Below are 23,226 nucleotides of genomic sequence, written 5' to 3'. Positions count from 1 at the left end.
GGTCTCCCAAAAATTATCGCGTACGCACGGCAAGATGGCCGAGCCAGCGCTTCTCCGCGCGGCGGAACGCAGCCACCAGCACGAACGATACCGCACAGTAGATCAGCGCCGCGAGCCCGAACGACTCGAACGAGCGGTAAGTCGCCGAGTTGGCGTCGCGCGCGACCTTGAGGATGTCGGGCACTGTCGCCGTGAACGCCACCGTCGTTGCGTGCAGCATCAGGATCACTTCGTTACTGTACAGGGGCAGCGCGCGGCGCAGCGCCGAAGGCAGCACGACGCGCCAGTACATCGTGAACGGGCTCATGCCATAAGCGCGCGCCGCCTCCACTTCGCCGTGCGAGGTCGCGCGAATCGCGCCCGCGAAAATCTCGGTCGTATAAGCGCAGGTATTGAGCGCGAACGCGAGGATCGCGCAATTCAGGCCACTGCGGAAAAACGCGTCGAAGAGCGGCTCGGCGCGCACGAAAGCGAGGCTGTACACGCCCGTGTAGATCAGCAGCAGTTGCACATAGAGCGGCGTGCCGCGAAACACATAGGTGTAGAAGCGCACCGGCAGCGAGATCCAGCGCCGGCTCGACACGCGCGCGACCGCGAGCGGCACCGCGCAGACAAAGCCGAACGCCACCGAGATCACGAGCAACCACGCCGTCATCGCGAGGCCCGAGACGTGCTCGCCGTCCCAGTAGAGGAATGCGCGGCCGAATTGTTGAATGATTTCGTTCATCGCCTGGTTCTCCCCGGATTACAGTTGCGCGTGGCGCACGCCCGCCGAGTAGCGGCGTTCGAGCCAGATCAGCGCGAAGTTTGAAATGGTGGTGATCGCCAGGTAGATGAGCGCCGCGATCACGAGGAAGAAAAACAGGTTGAAGGTGCTGCGGCCCGCGTCCTGGGCGGCCTTCACGACATCGGCCAGACCGATGATCGACACCAGCGCGGTCGCCTTCACGAGCACCTGCCAGTTGTTGCCGATGCCGGGCAGCGCAAAGCGCATCATCTGCGGAAACAGGATGCGCACGAACACGCGCACCCCGCTCATGCCGTAGGCGTGGCCCGCTTCGAGCTGGCCGCGCGGCACGGCGAGAAACGCGCCGCGGAAGGTCTCCGTGAAGTACGCGCCGTAGATGAAGCCGAGCGTGAGCACGCCGGCCACGAATGGATCGATGTCGATCTGCGCCATGCCGAGCGCGTCGGTGACCTCGTTCACGCCGATCTGAATGCTGTAGAACAGCAGCAGCATCAGCACGAGATCGGGCACCGAGCGAATCAGCGTGGTGTAGGCCGTCGCGCAGGCCGCGAGCGGCCGGTTGAACGAAAGCTTCGCCGCCGCGCCCGCAAGACCGAGCAGCACGGCCACGCCGAGCGAGAGCAGCGAAAGTTCGATCGTCTTGATCGTGCCGGCGAGCAGCACCGGGCCAAAGCCGTAGAGCATCACGCGCGTCTCCGTGAAAGTCGTTATCGACGCTCCGGGTGTTGGCCGCGGGCGTCGTTTTGAAGATGTGCGCGGATGGTCGCAGTGCAAAATGGATTGCTCAAACGCGCGCGCCCGTTATGCTGCATTGCAGCATAACAGCGCTTCGCACGTCTGGCCGGGGTTTTGAGCCGCGCCGTCAAGGGCGCGATGATTTTGTAAGCCGAAAAAAACCCAGCGGTCCACGCTGGGCGTTTTCACAAGTTTCGAGTCGCTTTTTCGATAGAAGCGGCGGCACCCTACTCGATCCCCAACTGCGCCTTGATCGCGGGCAGCATGTACTGCACGGCCGCGCGCCCTTCCTCGATCGCCGGCCCGGCGCGATGAAAGTCGAAAATCCCCATGCCGCCCAGACGCGGCTGGATCAGCACGTCGGCGGGCTCGCCCGCCAGACGGCTGCGCGTGATGCGCACCTGCATGATGTCGATACTCTGCGCGATCGAGCTCAGCAAGGACGGCGCGCGCGCACTGGGCGGCGGCGCGACGCGCACGTCCGGGCCGCCCAGCGCGCCCAGTCCCGAAGGCTGCAGCCAGTTCGGAAACGGCCTGCCATTGCGGCGCAGCAGCAACGGGGGTTCCCTGCGGCGCGCGCCGGGCGGTGCATCGGGCAGCGAGCCGGCTTGGGTATCGGACGATGCGTCGGAGGGCGCGTCGGACAGTGCATCTAGCGGCAATTCCAGCTCCTCGCCGCTCGCCGGCGACGTCCCGGCGCCCGCCACCCCCGCCGGCGTTTCGCGCGGCACGGTGTCGATTGCGCCGCCCAGGTCACGGCCATTGAGGATGTCGTGATTAAGGTCGATGGCGATCACCGTGTCGGCGCGCATCGCGCGCGCCGCCGAGACCGGCACCGGGTTGCTGAGCCCGCCGTCCACGAGCCATACGCCGTCGTGCCAGATCGGCGTGAAAAGCCCGGGGATCGCGATGGAGGCGCGCACCGCGTCCACCACGCCGCCGTCGCGCAGCCAGACTTCGCGGCCCGTATCGAGCTCGGTGGCCACCGCCGCGAACGGTATGGCCAGGTCGTCGATCGTGCGCCCGTTGAACTGTTTCGCGAACAGGTCGATCACCTTGCGCCCGCCCAGCAGCCCGCCGGAAAAGCGCAAGTCGAGCAGGCGCACGACCGTCTGCCAGGTAAGCTTGCCGACCCACTCTTCGAGCCAGTCCAAATCGCCGTTCGCGTAGACGGCGCCCACGAGCGCGCCGATGGAGGTGCCGCACACCACGTCGGGCTTGATGCCCGCCTCCTCTAGCGCGCGAATCGCGCCAATATGGGCCCAGCCGCGCGCCGCCCCGCCACCCAGCACGAGCCCCACGCGCGGCGGACGCCGACGTTGCATCACCATGCGCGCCTCCCGCGTCCTCCGGTTTTCCTCACCTGCTTCGCTTTCTGCTTCACTTTCCTCAACACTTTGTCGAGTAGATTCAATGTCCTATGTCCGCTTGCTGAGTCCACTTTCCGGCGCCTGCCCGTCTTCGTTCGTCTCCATCGCCCGTCAACGCCCGCGAATCACATCGGAGCGCGAGGTCGTCGAGACCCGTCCGTCGGGCCCGAAGTGCACATTGAAATACGCCTCCTGCGTGACGCCCCCTTCGAGCCACTTCCAGCTCCACACCGTCTCCTTCTTGAGCCGGTACGCGGCCACCTGCCCTGGTTTACCGAGCAAGCGCCGCACCTCGTCCTGGCTCTCGCCGACGCGCACCTTCGCGAAATTCTCGGCAGTGAGCGCCTGCGTGATCGCCACGAGCCGTCCATCCGGGCCGATGTCGACCATATAGGTCTTGAGCCCCGCCGGGCCGCGCGGATATTCGAGCCGCCGCGAGCCGTCGTCGAACACACGCTCGGTCTCGGGCTTGCCCATCTGCTCGCGCACCTGCTCGAGCGTCGAGACGCCGGGCGTCATGCCCTTGAGCAGCAGCACGTCGGGCTTCACCGAATCGAAGAAGGTCTTGAACGTCAGCCGGAGGGCGTCGAGCATGGTGTCGATCTGGCGGTCGTCGCAGCCCGTGAGCGTGAGCGCCGCCAAGGCGGCGCACGCCACCGCGAGCGAGCGTGTGGATGAAAAGTTGGGCGACATGTCGTGTGGGCATCACGGAAGCAGCGCTTGCGGCGCATCTGAGGACGGACCAAGCCGTCGGCTCAGCGTGCGCTTACAACCCACAATGTACCGTCAATGCGGCTGGTCGTCGCGCGCCGTCGAGTTCGAATGCGGCTCGTGCAACGCCCTGGACGCCCGTGCGTGCGCGCCGGCCGCGGCAGGCAGCGCCTCGCTCGCGGCAGCGCCGGCACGCTTGCGCTCGCGCAGCGAGCGGCGCGTGCGCGCGATCTCGGCGGCCTGCCAGGACAGCAGCGCAAGCACGCCGAATACCACCTCGCGCATGCGCTTGACGAGCGCGAGCGAGAGCGCCACGTCCGGGCTCACGCCGAACAGTTGCGCGAGCAGCACCACGGCGACTTCCTGCACGCCGAGGCCCGCCGGCACCATGAAGGCCGCGTGGCGCACGGCCTGGGTGATGGCCTCGATGGCGAGCGCCTCGCCCACCGTGACCGGATGGCCGAGCAGCTTGAGCGCCCACCATGTCTCGAACGCGCCGAGCATGTAGCCGCCGAGTTGCCAGAAGAACGCGCGGAACATCAGGCCTGTGCGCGACATGAGCCGGTCGAGTTCGGCGTCGAGTTGCTTGCCGTCGATGCCCATCATGAGCGGATTGTTCGCGCCGAGCAGGTGCGCGGCCCAGCGCTCGATCGCATGGAACACCCCGCCGCGGCGCAGCAGGACCACTGCGAGCACGGGCAGCGGCGCCGTGAGGAGCAACGCGAGCGCGATCGTGACGATGGTGCGCAGCGACCCGCCGTCGCCCGTTGCCGCCACGATCAGCACGACGCCGAGCGCCGAGAACGCGTATTGCACGGCAATGGTCACGAACACCTCGACGATCACCGAGGCCGTGATCCGGCTCAGGTCGCGGCCATCGTCACCGTTGTCGCCATCGCCGCGGTCGCGCACCTTCCAGCGCGCGAGGCGCACCCCGACGATCTCCCCGCCCACGCCCACCACGGGCAGGAGGCGGTTGACGGCCTCGCGCACGGTCGCGACCCACCAGAGGAAACCAAGCGGCGCGCGCTTGTCGAGCAGGAGGCGCCACGCGTGCGCATCGAGCAACAGCGGCAGCGCATGGAACGGCACGAGCCATAGGAGCACCGGCCCCGCCGCGCCGATCACGCGCACCACGTCGCGCGCGCCATCGTGCACGGCCAGCCCGATCAGGATCGCGATCCCGACCGGCAGGCCCAGCCATTGAAGCCACTTCATGACGATGCCTGTGTCTCCTGGGTGTGACTTGCCGGCGCGCGTGCGCCGCCCGATGCAGCGGACTTCGCCGCTCCCCGGTCGAAAAACACGTCGGTGAAACCGCCGTGGCGCACGCCCGCGCGCTTCAGCGCTTCGGCCACGCGCGGCGAGATCAGCGCGTCGAGTTCGTCGGCGTGCCGATACGCGCTCATCGACGGCGTGATCGGCCCCTCGCCCGCAGCGGGCGCCTCGGCAGGATGGCAATAGATCTCGCCTACGCCCTGCGCCGGCAGATGCACGAGCGCGTCGAGCAGCACTGCCTCGTCCATCGCGCCCGTATTCGCCATACCGACGACGTAATCGTTATGCGCCACGCCCGCACGCGCAAGACGCGCGCGCACGAGTGCAAGCCAGGGCCTGAGCGCAAACGGCGCGCCCGCCTCCAGCGGCAGGCGCATCGCGCGCAAGCCGTACTCGCGGCCGATCGAGAGGATCAGCGAGAGCACCGTGGGATGCAGATGGAAGTGCTTGTGCGTGTTCACGTGATCGAGCGCGAGCCCGGTCGCCGCGAACGCCTCGAATTGCGCGCGAATCTCCAGGGCGAGCTGCGCGCGCACGTGAGGCAGGAAAAAGAAGCGAAAGCCGTCGAGCACCATGTTGTCGCCGAAGCGGCCTTGCGCGTCGACGAGCGCGGGAATTTGCGCGTGCGGCAGCATGGCCGCGCCGTCGGCGAGCACGAGGTGCAGGCCCACGCGCAGGTTCGGCAATTGCCGCGCGCGCGCCACCGCGTCGGCGGCGGCGGGCGCGGCGACCATCAGGCTCGCGGCATTGAGCACGCCATCGCAGTGCGCGCGCTCGACCGCCGCGTTGACCCGCTCGTGCAGGCCGAAGTCGTCGGCGGTGAAGATCAGCGCGCGGCCATCATTGCCTGCGACGTCGGCAACCCCAGCCGCGCGCGGCGACGCATCCATCATGCCTCGTGGGCGCGCAGGAAGCGGAAGAACTCCACGCCCTCACGCAGGCGGCGCTTCATCATGTCCCAGCTCGTGAGCATTTCGCGCACGATTTCCCAAATCTTCGACGGGCGGAAATAGAACTCGCGATAGAACTGCTCGAGATGGTGATAGATCTCGTCGCGCGACAGATGCGGATAGCCGATCGCCGCAAGCTGCACGCCTTCCTTGCTCACGAGATTGATGGTCTTGTTCTCTTCCATCCAGCCGTTCTCCACGGCCTGCTTGTAGAGCGTCGTGCCCGGATAAGGCGCCGCGAGCGAGACCTGGATCGTGTGCGGATTGATTTCCTTCGCGTACTCGATGGTCTTCTTGATGGTCTCCGGCGTCTCGCCCGGCAGGCCGAGAATGAAGGTGCCGTGAATCTTGATGCCGAGCTTCTTGCAATCGGCGCTGAAGCGGCGCGCGAAGTCGGTGCGCACGCCCTTCTTGATGTTCACGAGGATCTGGTCGTCGCCGCTTTCGAAGCCCACGAGCAGCAGGCGCAGGCCGTTCTCCTTCATGACCTTGAGCGTCTTGTACGGCACATTCGCCTTGGCGTTGCACGACCACGTCATGCCGAGCTTGCCGAGGCCGATCGCGATGGCTTCGGCGCGCGGCAGGTCATCGGTGAAGGTGTCGTCGTCGAACATGAGCTCCTTCACTTCCGGCATGTTGTCGCGAATCCACTTCGCTTCCGCGAGCACGTTCTCGACCGAGCGCGTGCGGTAGCGGTGGCCGCTCACCGTCTGCGGCCACAGGCAGAACGTGCAGCGCGACTTGCAGCCGCGACCCGTGTAGATCGAGACGTACGGGTAGTTCAGGTAGCCGATGAAGTAGTTGTCGATCTTCAGATCGCGCTTGTAGACGGGCGCCACAAAGGGCAGCTCGTCCATGTTCTCGAGGATCGGACGCGCTTCGTTGTGCTCGATCGAGCCGTCCTTCGCGCGCCAGCTCAAGCCCTTGATCTCGGCGAACGGCTTGCCTTCGGCGATTTCCTTGCAGGTGAAGTCGAATTCCTCGCGGCAGACGAAATCGATCGCCTCGGTGGCCGTGAGCGAGTTGTGCGGGTCGACCATCACCTTCGCGCCCACCATGCCGACCAGCAGCGACGGCTTGCGCTTTTTCAGGTCCTCGGCGAACAGCGCGTCGGTCGGGAACGACGGCGTGCTCGTGTGGATGATCACGAGGTCGTAGTCCATCGCGATCTTCAGCGTTTGTTCGACGCCAATACCGTCGGCGGGCGCGTCGAGCACGCGGCTGTCCGGCACGAGGGCTGCGGGCTGGGCGAGCCAGGTCGGATACCAGAACGAGCGGATCTCGCGCTTCGCCTGATAGCGCGAGCCTGCGCCACCGTCGAAGCCGTCATAGGACGGGGCCTGCAAAAACAGCGTTTTCATGAGAGGAGTGCTCCGCCAACCCTTTAGTTAATGGGCATGAATGAACGACAAGCGCGCGCGCTGGCTCGAGGCCGGCGCGGCACGCCACAATTTGGGGTGCGCCTGGGACTCATGCCCCGGGGCGCTTCGGTCCGGCACGCTGGACCTGATTTATTCGGGCCTGCTTCACCAGGCTTGCTTCGCCAGGCCTGATTCGCCAGACCTGACAACGCTGGGCCCAACCACGGCCTCAACGGCCATCCGACACCTCGACGGCCGCCCGGCGCGGCGCCGCGCTCACGCGCGCTTCGCCCGCACCCGGCATGGCACCGATGTCGGCCGCGGCCACGACGTCGGGGTTGGCGACCGGCACGCGCACGCCGCGCCAGATCACGTGCGAGCCGAATACGGCCGCCAGCCATTGCAGCAGCAAGAGCGCATCGCGCAGCGGCACCAGCGGCAAATCGCGCCAGAACGCCTGCAGGCTCGCACTGCCGCGCACATGCAAGGCCAACCGCGCGATGATACCGCTAACCGTGCTCGCGCCGAGCACGGCCAACGCGACCCTCGCCACTGCGCCGGCCCCGGATGCCATCGCGGCGCTGGCCGCGAGCTGCCAGTATGCGAGCGCGCCCAGCACGAGCCACGGCGAGGTAAAGGTGATGAAGAGCGACGCAAACCCCGCCGGATTGACCGAGCGAATCGTGCGCAGCCAGCGCGTCTCGCGCAGCCATAGCGTGCGGAACGTCGGCTCGATCACGTCAGTGGCGACCAGCACCGGCGCGAGCACCGTGTCGAGCCCATGATCGCGTGCGAAGCGCGCGAGCTGATAGTCGTCGGCGAGGCAATCCTTGAGCGACTCGAAACCGCCGATGCGCTCGAGCGTGCCACGCGACAGCGCAAGCGTCGCACCGAAGCCGAACGCGCGCGAGCCCGTGGAATGCGCGACCCGCACCGAAGGCGCGAACCACTCGTTGATGAACAGCGCGCCCACGCGCGGCCAGAAGCCGCCGATACTGCGCGCGCTGTAAAGACAGGTCACCACGCCCACTTGCGGGTCGGCGAGCGGCGCGGTGACGATCTCGAGATAGTCGGGCTCCACGGCGATGTCGCTGTCGGCGACGATCAGCACCTCATGGCGCGCATGGGCCGCCATATTGATGAGATTGCTCACCTTCAGGTTGCTGCCGTGCACGCGCGAGTCGATCACGAGCGCGATGTCGTGGGCCGGATACGCGGCCTGCAGCCGCCGCACGACCGCAATGGCGGGATCCTTCGACGAGGACACCCCGAAAATCAATTGATAGCGCGGATGGTGCTGCTCGCAAAAGGTGACGAGGTTTTCATAGAGACGGGGCTCTGCGCCACACAGCGGCTTGAGCACACTCACCGGCAGCGGCGCGCGGACCCGGGCGCGCCTGGCCGCCACGCGCACTTGTGCGGCGGAACCAAGGCGCGGCATGCTGAGCACGGCACAAATCGCGTAGAAAGTGGCCGCGCAACACAGCGCGATCACAAGCCACCACGCCGGGGACAGAGAACCCAGCACTGCAGTCATGCCTCGATGCCTCGCGCGCCGCGCCATGGCACCGCGGCGCAATCACACGGCGCGCCGGCCAACTCGAGCGTGTCGCCTGCTAACATTTGCCCTACCCCGGAAATCACGAAAATTGACCCGCGCATCGTATCCGCGCGACATATTGGCCGCCACCTGCGTAACAGACGGCTACATTTTTTAAACGCCGTGCCAATCAACCGATGAATTGACCGGGCACTGCCAGAAAAAGGCGCGCGCGGCGCTCTTTTTTGCACCCTTGCTCGCACCCTGATTCAAAGGCAAAAATTGTAGCAGCAACGTCCTCACGCCGCTTCCGCGCTCTCGCAAAAATGCTTCTCATATTTGCAAAGACGGCAATTATTTCAGGTGGTCCACAACGAGCTTCCAGCGCCTTATTACCCCAAGAATAATCAGTAAGCATATTGAAATAAATTCTTAACGATATTGAATAGCGATTTAGTGGAGCTCAACCGAATATCAATATAAATAAGAATTATTCCGGTTCAATTGAGAAATGGTTGCAGGGGTTTGCAGGCCGAGTCTGGGCAGCCCCACCGGAAACCACGCGAGGCGCATGGATTCCCCGAGGCCGTCAGCAGGATCCGGAGCGCTTTGGCACAATGCCTCGACCTTGCGTCTGCCTTGCAGCCGCCCCAGCGCCCACCCGGCGCGTTCGCGGGGCCAGGCTTGCGGCACGCTCCATGAACATCGGAACGCCACTCGCCCATGATCCCCTTCTCCGTCCTCGACCTCTCGCCGGTGCCTGCCGGCTCGAACGCCGGCGTCGCGCTGCGCAACACACTCGACCTCGCCCAGCACGCCGAGCGCTGGGGCTACCACCGCTACTGGCTCGCCGAGCACCACAACATGACCGGCATCGCCAGCGCCGCCACCTCCGTCGTGATCGGCCATGTTGCGGGCGGCACGCGCACGATTCGCGTCGGGTCGGGCGGCATCATGCTGCCCAATCACGCGCCGCTCTTGATCGCCGAGCAGTTCGGCACGCTCGAGGCGCTCTATCCGGGGCGCATCGACCTGGGGCTCGGGCGCGCGCCCGGCACCGACCAGACCACAGCGCGCGCGCTGCGCCGCGACCTGCACGCGAGCGCCGCTGCCTTCCCCGACGACGTCGCCGAGTTGCAGCGGCTCTTCGCCGATCCTGTGGAAGGCCAGCGCGTGCGCGCCGTGCCGGGCGCGGGCCTGCACGTGCCGCTCTATATCCTCGGCTCGAGCCTGTTCGGCGCGCAGCTCGCGGCGGCGATGGGCCTGCCCTTCGCGTTCGCCTCGCACTTCGCGCCCGACCAGATGCTCGCCGCGCTGCGCGTCTATCGCTCGCAGTTCCGAGCGTCGGCGACGCTCGCGAAACCGCACGCGATGGTAGGCGTGAACGTGTTCGCCGCCGAGACCGACGACGAAGCACGCATGTTGTTCACCTCGCTACAGCAGCAATTCGTGAATCTGCGGCGCGGCACGCCGGGGCAGCTTCCGCCGCCGGCGGCACAAATCGCCGCAAACGAATTCGAGCTTTCGAGCGTCGCACATTCGCTCGCGTGCTCGGTGGTGGGCGACCGCGCGAGCCTACGTGCGGGACTCGCCTCGGTGATCGAGCAGACCCAGGCGGACGAGCTGATCGTCACCGCGCAGATCTACGATCACGCAAAACGTCTGCGCTCGTTCGAGATCACCGCGCAGGTGCGCGCGGAGATGGCCGAGGCCCGTTGACCCCAGCCGGGCCAGGCGAGAAGGACTATCGCGGCTGGCCCGGCAGCGCCGCCAGCCCGCTGAGCAGCGCGGCGTGAAACGCCTCGGGGTCCTGCATCTGCGGCGCATGGCCGAGTTCGGGGAACTCCACGAGCTTCGCGTTCGGGATGGCCTTCTGTGCCGCCCTCGCCAGCGCCGGGTAGTGCCCGAGCTGAGCACGCACTTCGGGCGGCGCGGCATCCTTGCCGATGGCGGTCGTGTCCTTGTCGCCAATCAGCAGCAGCGTCGGCACTTTTAACTGGCCGAATTCGTAGATCACGGGCTGCGTGTAAATCATGTCGTACAGCAGCGCCGAATCCCACGCAACCTGCTGCTTGCCCGGCCCCCGGTACATGCCGGCCAGCATCTGCACCCACGGCTCGTAGCGCGCGCTCCAGTGGCCCGCGTAATAGGTCGACTGCTCATAGTTGCGGATGCCGTCGGCGCTCGTTTTCAATTCGCGCGCATACCAGTCGTCCACCGAGAGCGAAGGCACGCCTTTCGCTTTCCAGTCCTCGAGCCCGATCGGGTTCGCAAGCACCAGTTGCTCCGTCTCGCGCGGATACATCAACCCGTAGCGCACCGCGAGCATGCCGCCGGTCGAATGGCCGATGACGGTCGCGCGCCGCACGCCCAGCGATACGAGCAGCGCATGCGTATTGCGCGCAAGCTGCTGGAAGCTGAATTGATAAGCCGCCGGCTTGCTCGATTTACAGAAACCGATCTGGTCCGGCGCGATCACGCGATAACCGGCATCGGTGAGCCGCGTGATCGTATCGCCCCATGTGGCGGCGCAGAAGTTCTTGCCGTGCAGCAGGATCACGATGCGGCCGTTGGGCCTGGACGGCTGCACGTCCATATAGGCCATGTGCAGCATCTGCCCTTGCGACGTGAAGCTGAACTCGCGCACCGGATGCGGATAGTCGAAGCCCTGAAGCTCGGGGCCATACACGGGACCATCGGCGGAACCCCCGATCGGCACGGCAGCCGTGGATGCGGCGGCGGAAGACGCATTCGGGCCGCTTCCGGCAGTGCACGCAGCAAGAAAAACGGCGGCACAACAGGCGGCGATGGCGTATAGCCTCGATATCGAAAGCATGGGCAATGTCGTCAAGAGTGGCGTGACTTCACGCGGGTTGTTGCCTCGGCGCCCGGCGGGCGCGGGCCATTACGGCGGGCGCAAAATGCCCCGATTCTAGCCGCCATGCGTTGCCGCCCTGTGCAAGGAATTCGCGCAAGACGGCTTTCAGTGCTAGAACAGTCAATGCGCGGTCACAAAAACGACGCCGGCGACGGGAAGTCCCAACACGCATCCGGCGCACGAGCCGAGACGCACGAACCAGGCCATACCCCGGGGCACAACAAGGAGACGATCATGGCAACTCCGGCAAGCCTCAACGATCTGCAGCGCACCACGCTCGCGATCGTGCTCGCGGGCGGGCGCGGCACCCGTCTCGGTCCGCTCACCAACAAGCGCGTGAAGCCGGCGGTCTACTTCGGCGGCAAATACCGCATCATCGATTTCGCCCTCTCCAACTGCCTGAATTCGGGCATCCGCCGCATCGCCGTGGTCACTCAGTACAAGGCGCATTCGCTGCTGCGCCACCTGCAGCGCGGCTGGGGCTTCCTGCGCGGCGAGTTCAACGAGTTCGTCGACCTGTGGCCCGCGCAGCAGCGCGTGGAAGGCGCACACTGGTATCGGGGCACAGCCGACGCCGTCTATCAGAATCTCGACATCATCCGCTCGATCTCGCCCAAGCATGTGATCGTGCTGGCCGGCGACCACATCTACAAGATGGATTACACGCGCATGGTGGCCGACCATGCCGCGAGCGGCGCCGACTGCACGGTGGGCTGCATCGAGGTGGCGCGCCTCGACGCGCGCGCGTTCGGCGTGATGGCCGTGGACGAAGCGCGCCGCGTCACCGGCTTCGTCGAGAAACCCGACGATCCGCCCGCGATGCCGGGCCACCCCGACATCGCGCTCGCAAGCATGGGCATCTACGTGTTCGAGACGGCCTATCTGTTCAAGCTGCTCGAAGAGAACATCGCGCGCACGGCCACCGACCACGACTTCGGCAAGGACATCATTCCGCGCGTGGTCACCGATGGTCATGCGATCGCGCATCCGTTCAGCCTCTCGTGCGTCTCCTCCGATCCGAACGCCGAGCCCTACTGGCGCGACGTGGGCACTATCGACGCCTACTGGTCCGCCAATCTCGATCTGGCCTCGACGATTCCCGCCCTCGATCTCTACGACCGCAACTGGCCCATCTGGACCTATCAGGAGCAATTGCCGCCCGCCAAGTTCGTGCGCGACCTGAATGGACTGCAAGGCTCCGGCACCAACCTGATCGTGTGCGGCGGCAGCGTGATCTCGGGTTCGCAGATCTCGCGCTCGGTGATCTCGTCGAATGTGGTCGTGAAGTCGTTCTGCAACATTGCCGAGGCAGTCTTGTTGCCCGAGGTGACGGTCGGCGCGAGCTGCCGGCTGCGCAAGGTGGTGGTGGACCGCGGCTGCGCGATTCCCGACGGCACCGTGATCGGCGAAGACCCCAAGCTCGACGGCGAGCGCTTCTACCGGACCGAGAACGGCGTCGTGCTGGTCACGGACGAAGCGCTGGCGAGGCTCAGGCGCGGCGGCTGATCAATACAAGAGCGAGGCGCGCGCCCCCTCAACCCTGGACAGTCACTCGCCTGCAAGGGCCCCATTCCGATGACGATCCGCGTTCTGCACGTAGCCAGCGAACTCTACCCGCTGCTGAAAACCGGCGGTCTCGCCGATGTCACGGCCGCCCTGCCCGTCGCGCTAATCGAGCAAGGCGCCGATGCGCGCGTGCTGCTGCCGGGCTTCGCGAGCGTCGCTGCGGGCCTTGCCGACCTGCGCCCGGTCGCGCGCCTCGCGCGCACGTTCGGCGCTCCAGAAGCATCGCTCGAACTCGGCCATCTGCCGGGCAACGGCCTGCCCGTCTACATGATTCGCGCCGACGCGCTCTACGCCCGCCCGGGCAGCCCGTACCTCGACGCCGCCCAGGTGCCCTACGGCGACAACGCCCAGCGCTTCGCGCTGCTCGGCTGGGCCGCCGCGCAGCTCGCCCAGCATGCCGATCCCGACTGGACACCCGCCATCGTGCACGCGCACGACTGGCACGCGGGGCTCGCCCCCGCTTACCTGCGCGCCGCCGCGCGCGAACGCCGGCGTGCCGGCACGCGCACCGTCTTCACGATTCACAACCTCGCCTATCAAGGCATTTTTCCCGCGCAGCAGTTCGACATGCTGGGCCTGCCCGCCGACTTCTTCGACATGCACGGCGTGGAGTTCTACGGTCAACTTTCATTTCTGAAAGCAGGCCTCTATTTCGCCGACAAGATCACCACGGTGAGCCCGACTTACGCGCGCGAGATCCAGACCGTCGCTCAGGGCTGCGGGCTCGAAGCGCTGCTCAAGGGCCGCGCGCACGATCTGGTGGGCATCCTGAACGGCGTCGATTACACGATCTGGCATCCCGCCCACGACGACGCCATCGCCGCGCATTACTCGGCTGCGCACATGAGCGGCAAGCCGCGCTGCAAGACGGCGCTGCAAGCGCGGCTGAAGCTCGCGCAGCGGCAAGACGCGCCCGTGTTCGCCGTATTGAGCCGCCTCACCGAGCAAAAAGGCCTCGACCTGCTGCTCGGCGCGGTGCCCGAGATCGTCGCGCGCGGCGGGCAGCTCGCCGTGCTCGGCTCCGGCGATGCGAGCCTCGAACAGGGCTTCGCGCGCGCGGCGCGCCAGCATCCCGACGCGGTGGCGGTCGAGCTCGGCTTCGACGAGACGCTCGCGCACGCGATCGTCGCGGGCGCCGACGTCATGGTGGTGCCTTCGCGCTTCGAGCCGTGCGGGCTCACGCAGCTTTACGCGCTCGCCTACGGCGCGCTGCCGCTCGTGCATCGCGTGGGCGGTCTCGCCGACACCGTCGCCGACGCCTCGCTGGAAAATCTCGCCGATGGCCTCGCCACCGGCTTCGTGTTCGAGCGCTTCGAGCCCGACGCGCTCGCCGCCGCGATCCGCCGCGCCTTCGCGCTCTATGCGCGCAGCCATGACTGGCGCGCGACGCGCGAGCGCGGCATGCATCAGGACTTCGGCTGGGCCGCGTCGGCGCAACGCTATATGGCGCTCTATCGCGAGTTGGCCTGAAGCGACGCACAATTCTCACAACACTTCGCACACCAGATCGCAACCCGCGAGACGGCTGCGCGCAACACTGCACATACGCGGTCATCGACTGGGCGCGGCGAATTCGGTTATCGTTGCCGCACCGCTCGATTTTTCGCACCTCGCCCCCAGATACTGCCCATGAAAAACGTTTTGAGCATCCAGTCACACGTCGTGTTCGGCCATGCGGGCAACAGCGCCGCTGTGTTCCCGATGCTGCGGCTCGGCGTGAACGTGTGGCCGCTCAATACCGTGCAGTTCTCGAACCACACGCAATACGGCCACTGGACCGGCAGCGCGATCGATGCTGGGCAGATGGTGGATCTTGCCGAGGGCATCGGCGCGATCGGCGTGCTGCCGCGTTGCGACGCGGTGCTCTCGGGCTACCTCGGCACGCCCGAGCAGGCCCAGGCCGTGATCGACGTCGTGCGCGCCGTGAAGGCCGCCAACCCGCACGCGCGCTACTACTGCGACCCGGTGATGGGCGCGGTCAACGGCGACGGCAGCGGCTGCAAGGTCGAGCCCGGCATTCAGGCGTTTCTGGTGCGGCACATGCCCGAGGTGGCCGACGCGCTGATGCCGAACCACAGCGAGCTGCAACGGCTCGTCGGGCGCGAGATCGAGACCGCCGAGGAGGCTGTCGACGCCTGTCGCGAACTGTTGGAGCGCGGCCCGAAGCTCGTGCTCGTCAAGCATTTGCTCGACCGCAACAGCCCCGCGGACACCTTCAACATGCTCGTCGTGAGCGAGCACGAGGCGTGGCTCGGCCAGCGCCCGCTCTATCACTTCGCGCGCCAGCCCGTGGGCGTGGGCGACATTACGAGTGCGATCTTCGTCGCGCGCCTGATGAACGGCGATGCGCTGCGGCCCGCGTTCGAGCATACGCTCGCCGCCGTGAACGCGGTCGTGAAGGCCACCTACGACGCGGGGCGCTACGAACTGGAAATCGTCGCGGCGCAGGACCAGATCGCGCGCCCGCGCGAATGGTTCGACGCGTGGGCCATCGACATGGGTTGAGGGCGGGGCCGCGCGGCCTATAATGCGAGCCGCAAGCCCTCCGTTAGTCAAGAGATCGATCGATGTCCCACCCCATCCGCAGCGAACAGGAAGAGTATTTCGAGCAATTGTGCCTTGCCGTCGACGCCGGCGAAACGCACGAGCAGGAAGCCATCGAATACTTCGAAGAGCAAAGCCATGAAGCCGATTTCGACGCAGCCGTCTGGCTCGACATCGCGCTTTATCACGCACCCGAAGTGGCGCGCGGCATCATCGACTTCGTCGACGAAGAAGACCGCCAGCGCAGCGACATCGCACAGACCATCGCCGACAATCTCGACATTGCCTATGGCGACGACGACTGCGAGCGCTTCGAGACGATCGTGCGCCTTGCGCTGGCCAACGGCGTGCCCGTCGATCTGGACGTGGTGCTCGACGGCTGCAACCGCGCGCTCGACGATCTCGAAGGCTGGGCCAACGAAGACACCATGGCGCCGCTCGTGCGCCTGCGAGAAACGCTGCTTGCAATGCAAGCGCAGCGTTGAGCGCGCAAGACCGCAACACGCGCACGACACGCGGCACAAGCACGACACGCTCGCGGCACGACCGAACCACATAGAACAACAACGCTGCGCCAGGAGCCACGATGAGATCGCGCCACACGCCACCTCGCGCATCCGGTGCGCTGCCCCGTGCGTCGCGGCGCGCCGCACTGCTCGCAGCCACGCTCGGCGCGCTCTCGAGCATGTTCGCCGCGGCGCCCGGGGGCGCCGCACCTGCGGCCGGGCCGCCCACCGTGCTCACCATACGGATTGGCTTCGCCGCGCCACTGAGCGGCGACTATGCCGACTATGGCCGCGACCTGCAAAAAGGCGCGCAGCTCGCCATCGACGACGCCAACGCGCAAGGCGTGAAGATCGGCGATCAAACCGCGCACTTCGAGCTCGTCAGCATCGACGATCGCGCCGACCCGCGCGGCGGCGTGCAGGCCGCCGCGCGGCTCGCCGATGAGAACGTGGCGGCGGTGATCGGCCACTTCAACTCGGGCGCGGCCATCGCGGCCTCGCGCATCTATGAAAGCGCCGGCATCCCCATGATCGCGCCCACCGCGACCAACCCCACCCTGACTTCGCAAGGCTTCGCGAACACCTTCGCGGTGATCGCGAACGACGCGCGGTCCGCCGGCATGGCGGGCGCATGGGCCGTCGACGAGATCAAGGCGCGGCGCATCGCCATCTTCGACGACCGCAGCGCATTCGGCCAGGGCGAAGCCGACGTATTCGAGCGCGCCGTGAAAGCGCGCGGCGGCATCGTGGTCGCGCGCAACTTCGCGACGAGCGAATCGGGCAAACCGGGCGAGAGCGTCGACTTCGGCCCGCAGCTCGCGCGCATCCAGGCCGCCAACGCCGACCTGCTCTATTTCGGCGGCCTCGCGCACGAGGCCGCGGCGCTCGTGAGGCAAATGAAGGCGCGCAGCATGAACGCGCAGTTCGTGGGCGGCGGCGGCGTGGCGCTTCCCGACTTCGTGCGCCTCGCGGGCGTGGCGGGCGAAGGCACGCTCGCGTGGGAGTATGGCCGCCCGCTCGCGCAACTGCCCGACGGCCCGCACTTCGCGCAACGGTTCAAGAGCCGTTTCGGCGTCGATGTGCTCGCCTATGCGCCGTTCGGCTACGACGCGGCGTGGGCGGCCATTCACGCGATGGCGGCCGCCAGATCGGCGAATCCCGAGGTCTGGCGCGGCGCGCTCAAGACCCTGTCCTTCGACGGCGTCACGGGCCACATCGTCTTCGACGATCAAGGCGCGCTCAAGAACGGCGCTGCAACGCTCTATCGATTGAAACAAGGTGCGTGGGTGCCGGTGACCACGCGCGGCGGCTAACGCTCGCCCCGAGCACGCACGACGATCTGCGCACGCGTATCGCGCTGCATGCGCACGAGCGCATCGTGCATCTGCGCGAACTGATCCGGCGAGCACATCTGCCGCCCGAAATGCGCGGCAAGCCTGCGCGAAATCTGCACCGTGCGCGACGCCGGATCGAACACGTAGTGCGACGCGTAGTCGAGCCGGGCGCCATCCGCGTCCGCACTCGCCGACATGTCGTGCGGCCAGTCGGTCACGCGCGCGAACGCGGGCAACACGATTTGCGCGTGCTCCTCGAAATCGCCGCCCACACAGGCCCACGGCTGCGTGCGCTGCGGCACCGCGAGCCACGCGTCGAGCTGCGAGGCGATGCCGCCCGGTAAGCTGCTCAAGGCAGGCAGCGCCGTCGTGCCATCGCGCCAGACGACATGGTCGAGCGTGCCGGCGACCGTGACGGCGAACGGCCCCTGCGTCGCGCCGAGCGCACTCGTCGAAACCTGCGCGGTGCCCGTCAAGCCAGCCTGGCGCAGCCGCTGCAAAGCGATCTCCCGCGCCTGGCGACGCGTCGCGCGGCGCAGCGTGTTGCGCTCGAGTTCCGCACCCGCGCCCGTGTCCTCCACGCGATAGCGGTACGCAGCGCCGCCATCGGCTCCCGCGTCGATTTCGAGCCGCGCCGTGCGCTCGCGTGGCTGCGTGGCGGGCGTGCGCACGAGCACGCCGTCGTCGACGAGCAGCGCCGGGCGATCCAGCACGCCCGCCGGCAAATAGCCGAACGCCACGCCGCCCGACGAGGTATCGGCGAACACGCCCAGGTCGGGCAGCCACGCGATCACATGATCGATCGCCTCCACGCCGTAGCCCGGCACCGATGGCAGCGCATAGACGGGGCCGAGGTTCAGCAGCGCCGCTTCGGCGCGAATGCCCACCGCCGCGAGCAATGCGGTGAACAGCGCGACGTGGTCCTTGCAGTCGCCGTAGCGCGCGCGCAGGATGTCGACCGCGCGGTGCGGGGCCGCTGCGGTCTCGCCCAGAAAAAGCGCCACGTAGCGGATATTCAGGCGCATCCAGTCGTAGATGCGCGCGGCCCTCTCGCGCGGATCCGCCAGCCCCGCCGTGAGCGTTTGCGCGAAGGCCGCGATGGACGGATCGGTCGCGGTCGGATCGGCAGCTGCATCGCGGTAGCGCGCGGCAAAGGCTGCGTAGTCGGGCAAGGTCGTCACCATCAGGCGCGCGCCCCAGTTCACGCGGGCCACGGCGCCCGGCTCCAGCGGCGCGTAAGGGCCATGGTGATACTCGAAGGCGTAGCGCGTGCGGCCGTTCTCGGTCACGGGCGCGAGCGCCTCATAACCGCGTGCATCGACATGAAGCGGCAAGTCCGCCGGCAGATCGAAGACGAGGCGCTGAAGCTCGACCGGCTCGCCCGGCGGCTCGGCGAAGTACGAGAACATGCCGGCTCGCAGCGCCCTGGCGCGGCGCTTGGTCCAGACGAGGCGCACGCGCGAACCCGGCTGCACGCCCGGAAAGATCACGGTGCGCAGCACGCCGTCCTGGAAGGTCGGCGCGCCCGCCGAGCGCGGCTCCTGAACGTCGCGGATCGCGCCTGGCGCCACTTCGCGCAGGGTGCCGTCGGGGTCGATGGTGTACGCCGAGAGCGCAGTGATCGTTTCGATATCCTTATTGAACCAGACGTAGCGCTGCGCGACGGCATCGACGCCGGCCGTGGTGTCGGCGCGCATCGTCGAGTCGTCGTGCTCCTCGATCGAGCCGTCGCGCTGCACGACGAATTCGTGGACATCGCGTTCGAGCGTGGCGGGCGGCGAATCGGCGAGATCCAGGGAATCCTCGGGCGCCTGCGCTCGTGTCTGCGCTCCGGAAGGCGGCTGCGGCTGCACCTGCGCCTGCGCGCGCGGCCAGGCGAACGCCAGCGCCCATGCAAGCGCGAATGCACCGGCCCTTGCGCGCGCGGCGCTCATGGCACGCGCGTCGCCGCTGCGTTCGTCGTGGCCGTCGCGTTGGGTGCGGGCGTCGCGCTCGCCGCGCGCGGCCAGGACGTCGCCGCGAGTTCGCGGGCGCGCATCGCGTCACGCCACGCTCGCGGGCTCGCGCCGAACTCCGCGCGAAACGCCGCGTTGAAGTTGGACAGATCGTTGAAGCCGCTCTCCAGTGCAATGTCGACGATCTTCTCGCCACCCTCCCCGTCGCACAGCCGCAGCGCGGCCGCGCGCAAACGCGAGCGCAGCAGGTATTGATGCGGCGTCACGCCCGCCACCGCCGAAAAGGTCCGCAGGAAGTAGAACTCGCTCACGCCCGCCGCCGCCGCGAGGCTCGCGAGCGTGTGCGGCGAATCGGGCGCCTCTTCAATCAGACGCAGCGTCGCGGCCACGCGTGCGGCCGCGGCCGCCGATGGCCCCGCTCCGGTCGTCGACGTCGCGCTCGCTTGCACCGGGTCCGGCCCGTGCATGTCCTTGCTGCCCGCGCTCACGCGCAAGGTCGCCACCGCCAGCGCAATCGCCAGCTCATCCCACGCGGCGGGCGCTGCGGCCCCGCGCTCCAGCGCCTCGACGTTCGCGCAGGCGCGCGCAACCAGTGGCGCGAGCGCGCGCAGCGGCGGCACGCGCAGCGCGCTCCAGCGCCGCGCGCGAGGCACGAGGCCCGCTGCGGCGGCCTGCTCGTCGAGCCAGTCCGGATCGAAATGAAATGAGATGCAGCGGTCGCCCGCGCCATGGCGGTGGCCGCATTCGAAGCACGCGCCCGGCTCGCCCAGCATGATCGCGCCGGGCGTCATCAGTTCCGGGCCGCGCCCACGGCCGGCCTTGCCCGCACCGCAGCGGTAGCCGAACGACCCGGCCGCGACGATCGCGAGGCACGCGCTCGCGTGGCGCTCCTCATAGGGCCGGTCGGCGGGGCCGAACGTGCAGACGACGTCGTCGGCCTGCCAGCCGGGCCCGGACGCGAGCCTGCGCACGAGCGGCGGGCGCGCCGCGCCCTCGCGCGTGCGTTGCGCGAGGGCGCGTTGCAGACGGGCGGCGAGAACGGACATGTCGGCCTCAGCTGGACGATGGAGTTCGGCTTTCGTTGTAGCACATCGGTCGCTGCACATCGGTTGCAGCACATCGAAAAGACGGCCGGCCCCGGATCGTCCAGCCCTGCCTGCGAGCGTCGCAACGTTCAGGCAAACGCGTTATATTGAATGTTCCAATCAGTTTTACTGATGCAGCGTTGCCCATGACGCGCATCCCGTACCCATGAAGACCCTCGATTTCGATGTCCTTGCGATGGTGGTGGCCGTGGCCGACGCCGGCAGCTTCGTGCGCGGCGCGGCGCTCGTGCACCGTTCGCAGGCCGCACTCTCCATGCAGATCCGCGCGCTGGAAGACACGCTCGGCAAGCCGCTCTTCACTCGCGCGCCGCGCAACGTCACGCCCACGCCCGACGGCCACACGCTGATCGCCTACGCGCGGCGCATGCTCGCGCTGCGCGACGAAGCGTGGGCCTCGCTCGCACACCCCGAAGTCACGGGCCGCGTGTCGATCGGCATGCCCGACGACTATGCGTCGTCGCTGCTGCCGCCGGTGCTGCGCAAGTTCTCGGCGAACTGGCCGAAAGTGGAGATTCAGGTGGTCGGGCTGCCGAGCAGCGCGCTCGCGCCGCTCGTGAAGGACAACAAGATCGATCTGGCCTGCGTGACGGGCACGCGCGAACTCGCCGGCGAATTCATCCGCTTCGAGCCGATGGTCTGGGCCGGGCCGCCTGCTCAGGCGAGCGCGGCCATCGGCCGGGAGGTCTGGCGCGAGCGCCCCCTGCCCATCGCGCTCTTCAGCGCGGGCAGCGTCGCGCGTTCGAACGCGATTGCCGCGCTCGAACGCGAAAACATCGCCTATCGCACGTCCTATGAAAGTCCGAGCCTGATGGGGCTGTGCAGCATGGTCGCGGCGGGCCTCGCGGTCGCGCCGCTCGCGCGCTGCGCGGTGCCCGAAACCTTCCTCACGCTGGGCCGGCAGCATGGTCTGCCGGCCTTGCCCGAACTCGAAGTGGTGCTCGCGCGCAGCGCCCGCTCGAACCGGCCTACCTGCGATTTTCTCGCCGAGCAGATTCTCGCCGAACTGCGGGTCTGAGGCGTTGCGCCGCCTGGCGCGGCGTCGCGGCCCCGGTAGCGGCCCTGATTGCGGCCGCCGGAATCAGTCGTCGATCGAGCGCGTAAGCAGCGCATGAAGGCGCGTGATGTGGCGCAAAAGCAACTCGCGGTGCTTCTCGATCTGTTCGAGCCGGCCTTCGAGATCGGCGCGCGAGCGCTCGTCGTGCTCGGCATGGGCAATTACGTCTTCGATGCGCGCGCGCAACGCCTCCGGCTCCACCGGCAGCATGCTCAGGTGCCGTTCGAGCTTGCGCACGTCCTGCGCGGCCAACTCGCGAATCTTGCGCGTGCCCGCGAGGCGCCGTTGCGCGTCCTGGGCAGCCGTGCCCTGCGCGCGCCGGGCGTCCGCGCCATGGCCGAAGATCGGCTCGGTGCGCAGCACGGGCGCCTTGCGCACCGGATGCGCGGTGCCTCGAAAGCGCGCGCGCGGCGTTTCGTCGGCGATCGCGTCGCGCGCCTCCTGGGGCACCTCGGCGGCGCCGTGCCGCTCGTCCATCCAGCCTTCGGGCAAGCCGGTGACAGCCTCGATGCCGCGCACGAACTCCGCGCTGAAATCGCGCTGCCCCGAAGCAATCAGCTTCATGTGGCTCGCCGAAAACGTCATCATCCGCGCGAGCCGCGTGACCGCGCCCACTTCGCGCGTGAGCAGCGCGAGGTTCGCGCGCCACGTGGGCATGAGCGTTGCGCTGGAATCTTCCATTTGCGGAGGTCCTCCCTCGTGGGCCGTGCAAGCCTGGCCGATGCCTGAAGGTTAGCCGCATCGCAAGGGAGGACGCAACCCGCAAGCGGCATCAACGCACGCGAATAAAAAAGGGGGAGGACGGCGGGAAGCACGCCGCCGAGGCACCGTCTAGAAGTGTCCGGTGAAGCGATACCGGCTGCCCGGATGCCACAGGTTCGCCACCGAAGCCACGCGCCCGCTCGAGCGGGTGCGCCGGTGCAGGACGAGACACGGCTCGACCTCGTTCATCTTGAGCCGCGCGCGCGTGTCGCCCTGCGGGGCAAGCGCCTCGATGCGGTACTCCACGCCCTGGAGCGGCGCGACGCGCATGAGGTAGTGGTTAGGCGTGGTGGCCGTGAAGTCCTGCTCCACGTAATCGGGCGCGACATCGGGATTGACCCAGCGCTCCTCCAGTTGCACGGGCTCGTCGTTCTCGAAGTGCAGCATGCGCGAGTAGAACACCCGGTCGTTCGTGCGCAGCCCCATCTCTATCGCGAGCGCCTCGTCGGCGGGCAGCACACCGATCTCCAGCACCTCGGCGCGATAGCCATGGCCGCGCGCGAGGATTTCGTCGGAGATGCTGCGGATCGCCACCAGCGTGGACTCGTACTTGGGACGCGCGACGAAGGTGCCCGCACCCTGCACGCGCGTGAGCACCTGCTCTGCGGTCAGCTCGCGCAGCGCGCGATTCACCGTCATGCGCGCGACCTTGAACTCGCGCGCGAGCTCGTTCTCCGAGGGCACCTGGTCGCCCTCGCTCCACTCGCCCGCGTGGATGCGCGCAAGAATGAAGTCCTTGATGCCCTGGTATGCGGGTGCGTTCATTGCCTGGTCGAAGGGGCCGATGGATTCGACGGCGCGTCATGCGCGCTTCGCGCCACCGGCCGC

Annotated in this window: 20 protein-coding genes; 7 read left to right on the top strand and 13 right to left on the bottom strand. The window is 67.6% G+C overall.

Annotation, left to right across the window (positions count from 1 at the left end):
- Positions 1–13 precede the first annotated feature (13 nt).
- From PWP93_RS04020 to hpnI, 8 genes are all read right to left on the bottom strand, one after another.
- The gene (locus tag PWP93_RS04020; RefSeq protein ID WP_421024251.1) at positions 14–727 is read right to left on the bottom strand and encodes an ABC transporter permease; all 714 of its coding nucleotides are present in this window, start codon (positions 725–727) and stop codon (positions 14–16) included.
- Between the two features lie 18 nt (positions 728–745).
- Positions 746–1,435, bottom strand: a complete 690-nt coding sequence (locus PWP93_RS04015; RefSeq protein ID WP_421043546.1) for an ABC transporter permease — start codon at positions 1,433–1,435, stop codon at positions 746–748.
- A gap of 275 nt (positions 1,436–1,710) precedes the next feature.
- A complete protein-coding gene (locus PWP93_RS04010; protein WP_421045005.1) occupies positions 1,711–2,811 on the bottom strand; it encodes a patatin-like phospholipase family protein in 1,101 nt (366 codons plus the stop codon).
- A 153-nt stretch (positions 2,812–2,964) separates the two neighbouring features.
- Positions 2,965–3,546 carry a hypothetical protein gene (locus PWP93_RS04005; RefSeq protein ID WP_421043545.1) on the bottom strand — a complete coding sequence of 194 codons (582 nt, stop codon included), beginning with the start codon at positions 3,544–3,546 and terminating at the stop codon, positions 2,965–2,967.
- A gap of 93 nt (positions 3,547–3,639) precedes the next feature.
- On the bottom strand, positions 3,640–4,782 hold the full coding sequence (locus tag PWP93_RS04000) for a lysylphosphatidylglycerol synthase domain-containing protein (RefSeq protein WP_421043544.1): 1,143 nt from the start codon (positions 4,780–4,782) through the stop codon (positions 3,640–3,642).
- Positions 4,779–5,732: a hopanoid biosynthesis-associated protein HpnK gene (gene hpnK, locus PWP93_RS03995; protein ID WP_421045004.1), complete on the bottom strand. Its 954-nt coding sequence runs from the start codon at positions 5,730–5,732 to the stop codon at positions 4,779–4,781. Before hpnK ends, PWP93_RS04000 begins: the two co-directional genes overlap by 4 nt.
- Positions 5,732–7,153 (bottom strand): hopanoid biosynthesis associated radical SAM protein HpnJ, encoded by a 1,422-nt coding sequence (gene hpnJ / locus PWP93_RS03990; protein WP_421043543.1) that lies wholly within the window; start codon positions 7,151–7,153, stop codon positions 5,732–5,734. Before hpnJ ends, hpnK begins: the two co-directional genes overlap by 1 nt.
- 229 nt (positions 7,154–7,382) lie before the next feature.
- Complete coding sequence (gene hpnI / locus PWP93_RS03985; RefSeq protein WP_421043542.1) at positions 7,383–8,690, bottom strand: bacteriohopanetetrol glucosamine biosynthesis glycosyltransferase HpnI; 1,308 nt, start codon at positions 8,688–8,690, stop codon at positions 7,383–7,385.
- 726 nt (positions 8,691–9,416) lie between these two features.
- Here hpnI and PWP93_RS03980 point away from each other — a divergent pair.
- A complete protein-coding gene (locus tag PWP93_RS03980; protein WP_421043541.1) occupies positions 9,417–10,412 on the top strand; it encodes an LLM class flavin-dependent oxidoreductase in 996 nt (331 codons plus the stop codon).
- A gap of 25 nt (positions 10,413–10,437) precedes the next feature.
- On the opposite strand, the gene PWP93_RS03975 is transcribed toward PWP93_RS03980, so the two are convergent.
- The gene (locus tag PWP93_RS03975; protein ID WP_421043540.1) at positions 10,438–11,529 is read right to left on the bottom strand and encodes an alpha/beta fold hydrolase; all 1,092 of its coding nucleotides are present in this window, start codon (positions 11,527–11,529) and stop codon (positions 10,438–10,440) included.
- Positions 11,530–11,805: 276 nt separating this feature from the next.
- Between PWP93_RS03975 and glgC the strand changes: the two genes are divergently transcribed.
- The 5 genes from glgC (at position 11,806) to PWP93_RS03950 (ending at position 17,500) form a co-directional block, all read left to right on the top strand.
- The gene (gene glgC, locus PWP93_RS03970; RefSeq protein ID WP_421043539.1) at positions 11,806–13,077 is read left to right on the top strand and encodes a glucose-1-phosphate adenylyltransferase; all 1,272 of its coding nucleotides are present in this window, start codon (positions 11,806–11,808) and stop codon (positions 13,075–13,077) included.
- Between the two features lie 69 nt (positions 13,078–13,146).
- Positions 13,147–14,607: a glycogen synthase GlgA gene (glgA, locus tag PWP93_RS03965; RefSeq protein ID WP_421043538.1), complete on the top strand. Its 1,461-nt coding sequence runs from the start codon at positions 13,147–13,149 to the stop codon at positions 14,605–14,607.
- Between the two features lie 159 nt (positions 14,608–14,766).
- Positions 14,767–15,642 (top strand): pyridoxal kinase PdxY, encoded by an 876-nt coding sequence (gene pdxY / locus PWP93_RS03960; RefSeq protein WP_421043537.1) that lies wholly within the window; start codon positions 14,767–14,769, stop codon positions 15,640–15,642.
- Positions 15,643–15,704: 62 nt separating this feature from the next.
- Entirely contained in the window at positions 15,705–16,166 is a 462-nt protein-coding gene (locus tag PWP93_RS03955; RefSeq protein ID WP_421043536.1) for a hypothetical protein, read from the top strand.
- Between the two features lie 200 nt (positions 16,167–16,366).
- Positions 16,367–17,500, top strand: coding sequence for a branched-chain amino acid ABC transporter substrate-binding protein (locus PWP93_RS03950; protein ID WP_421045003.1), 1,134 nt, complete (start codon positions 16,367–16,369; stop codon positions 17,498–17,500).
- Here the strand turns inward: PWP93_RS03950 and PWP93_RS03945 are convergent.
- The gene (locus tag PWP93_RS03945; protein ID WP_421024260.1) at positions 17,497–19,455 is read right to left on the bottom strand and encodes a DUF3857 domain-containing transglutaminase family protein; all 1,959 of its coding nucleotides are present in this window, start codon (positions 19,453–19,455) and stop codon (positions 17,497–17,499) included. The genes PWP93_RS03950 and PWP93_RS03945 overlap by 4 nt on opposite strands.
- Positions 19,452–20,522, bottom strand: a complete 1,071-nt coding sequence (locus PWP93_RS03940) for a helix-turn-helix transcriptional regulator (RefSeq protein ID WP_421043535.1) — start codon at positions 20,520–20,522, stop codon at positions 19,452–19,454. The genes PWP93_RS03945 and PWP93_RS03940 overlap by 4 nt, the downstream gene beginning before the upstream one ends.
- A gap of 205 nt (positions 20,523–20,727) precedes the next feature.
- On the opposite strand from PWP93_RS03940, the gene PWP93_RS03935 reads away from it, so the two are divergent.
- A complete protein-coding gene (locus PWP93_RS03935) occupies positions 20,728–21,597 on the top strand; it encodes a LysR substrate-binding domain-containing protein (RefSeq protein WP_421043534.1) in 870 nt (289 codons plus the stop codon).
- 63 nt (positions 21,598–21,660) lie between these two features.
- On the opposite strand, the gene PWP93_RS03930 is transcribed toward PWP93_RS03935, so the two are convergent.
- Together PWP93_RS03930 and hutC are read right to left on the bottom strand one after the other, a co-directional pair.
- Complete coding sequence (locus PWP93_RS03930; RefSeq protein WP_421043533.1) at positions 21,661–22,317, bottom strand: hypothetical protein; 657 nt, start codon at positions 22,315–22,317, stop codon at positions 21,661–21,663.
- A 150-nt stretch (positions 22,318–22,467) separates the two neighbouring features.
- Positions 22,468–23,163: a histidine utilization repressor gene (hutC, locus tag PWP93_RS03925; RefSeq protein WP_421024264.1), complete on the bottom strand. Its 696-nt coding sequence runs from the start codon at positions 23,161–23,163 to the stop codon at positions 22,468–22,470.
- Positions 23,164–23,226: the final 63 nt, after the last annotated feature.

Origin of the sequence: Paraburkholderia sp. A1RI-2L, assembly GCF_048957375.1 — a bacterium.
GTDB lineage: Bacteria > Pseudomonadota > Gammaproteobacteria > Burkholderiales > Burkholderiaceae > Paraburkholderia.
This window is presented reverse-complemented; position numbering and strand designations above follow the sequence as displayed.

Coding starts and splice junctions, on each gene's coding strand:
- glgC (WP_421043539.1), top strand. CDS start 11,806: ATGGCAACTCCGGCAAGCCTCAACGATCTGCAGCGCACCACGCTCGCG.
- hpnK (WP_421045004.1), bottom strand. CDS start 5,732: ATGGATGCGTCGCCGCGCGCGGCTGGGGTTGCCGACGTCGCAGGCAAT.
- hpnI (WP_421043542.1), bottom strand. CDS start 8,690: ATGACTGCAGTGCTGGGTTCTCTGTCCCCGGCGTGGTGGCTTGTGATC.
- PWP93_RS03930 (WP_421043533.1), bottom strand. CDS start 22,317: ATGGAAGATTCCAGCGCAACGCTCATGCCCACGTGGCGCGCGAACCTC.
- PWP93_RS04005 (WP_421043545.1), bottom strand. CDS start 3,546: ATGTCGCCCAACTTTTCATCCACACGCTCGCTCGCGGTGGCGTGCGCC.
- PWP93_RS03945 (WP_421024260.1), bottom strand. CDS start 19,455: ATGAGCGCCGCGCGCGCAAGGGCCGGTGCATTCGCGCTTGCATGGGCG.
- glgA (WP_421043538.1), top strand. CDS start 13,147: ATGACGATCCGCGTTCTGCACGTAGCCAGCGAACTCTACCCGCTGCTG.
- PWP93_RS03950 (WP_421045003.1), top strand. CDS start 16,367: ATGTTCGCCGCGGCGCCCGGGGGCGCCGCACCTGCGGCCGGGCCGCCC.
- PWP93_RS04000 (WP_421043544.1), bottom strand. CDS start 4,782: ATGAAGTGGCTTCAATGGCTGGGCCTGCCGGTCGGGATCGCGATCCTG.
- PWP93_RS03975 (WP_421043540.1), bottom strand. CDS start 11,529: ATGCTTTCGATATCGAGGCTATACGCCATCGCCGCCTGTTGTGCCGCC.
- PWP93_RS03940 (WP_421043535.1), bottom strand. CDS start 20,522: ATGTCCGTTCTCGCCGCCCGTCTGCAACGCGCCCTCGCGCAACGCACG.
- hpnJ (WP_421043543.1), bottom strand. CDS start 7,153: ATGAAAACGCTGTTTTTGCAGGCCCCGTCCTATGACGGCTTCGACGGT.
- pdxY (WP_421043537.1), top strand. CDS start 14,767: ATGAAAAACGTTTTGAGCATCCAGTCACACGTCGTGTTCGGCCATGCG.
- PWP93_RS04020 (WP_421024251.1), bottom strand. CDS start 727: ATGAACGAAATCATTCAACAATTCGGCCGCGCATTCCTCTACTGGGAC.
- PWP93_RS03980 (WP_421043541.1), top strand. CDS start 9,417: ATGATCCCCTTCTCCGTCCTCGACCTCTCGCCGGTGCCTGCCGGCTCG.
- hutC (WP_421024264.1), bottom strand. CDS start 23,163: ATGAACGCACCCGCATACCAGGGCATCAAGGACTTCATTCTTGCGCGC.
- PWP93_RS03955 (WP_421043536.1), top strand. CDS start 15,705: ATGTCCCACCCCATCCGCAGCGAACAGGAAGAGTATTTCGAGCAATTG.
- PWP93_RS03935 (WP_421043534.1), top strand. CDS start 20,728: ATGAAGACCCTCGATTTCGATGTCCTTGCGATGGTGGTGGCCGTGGCC.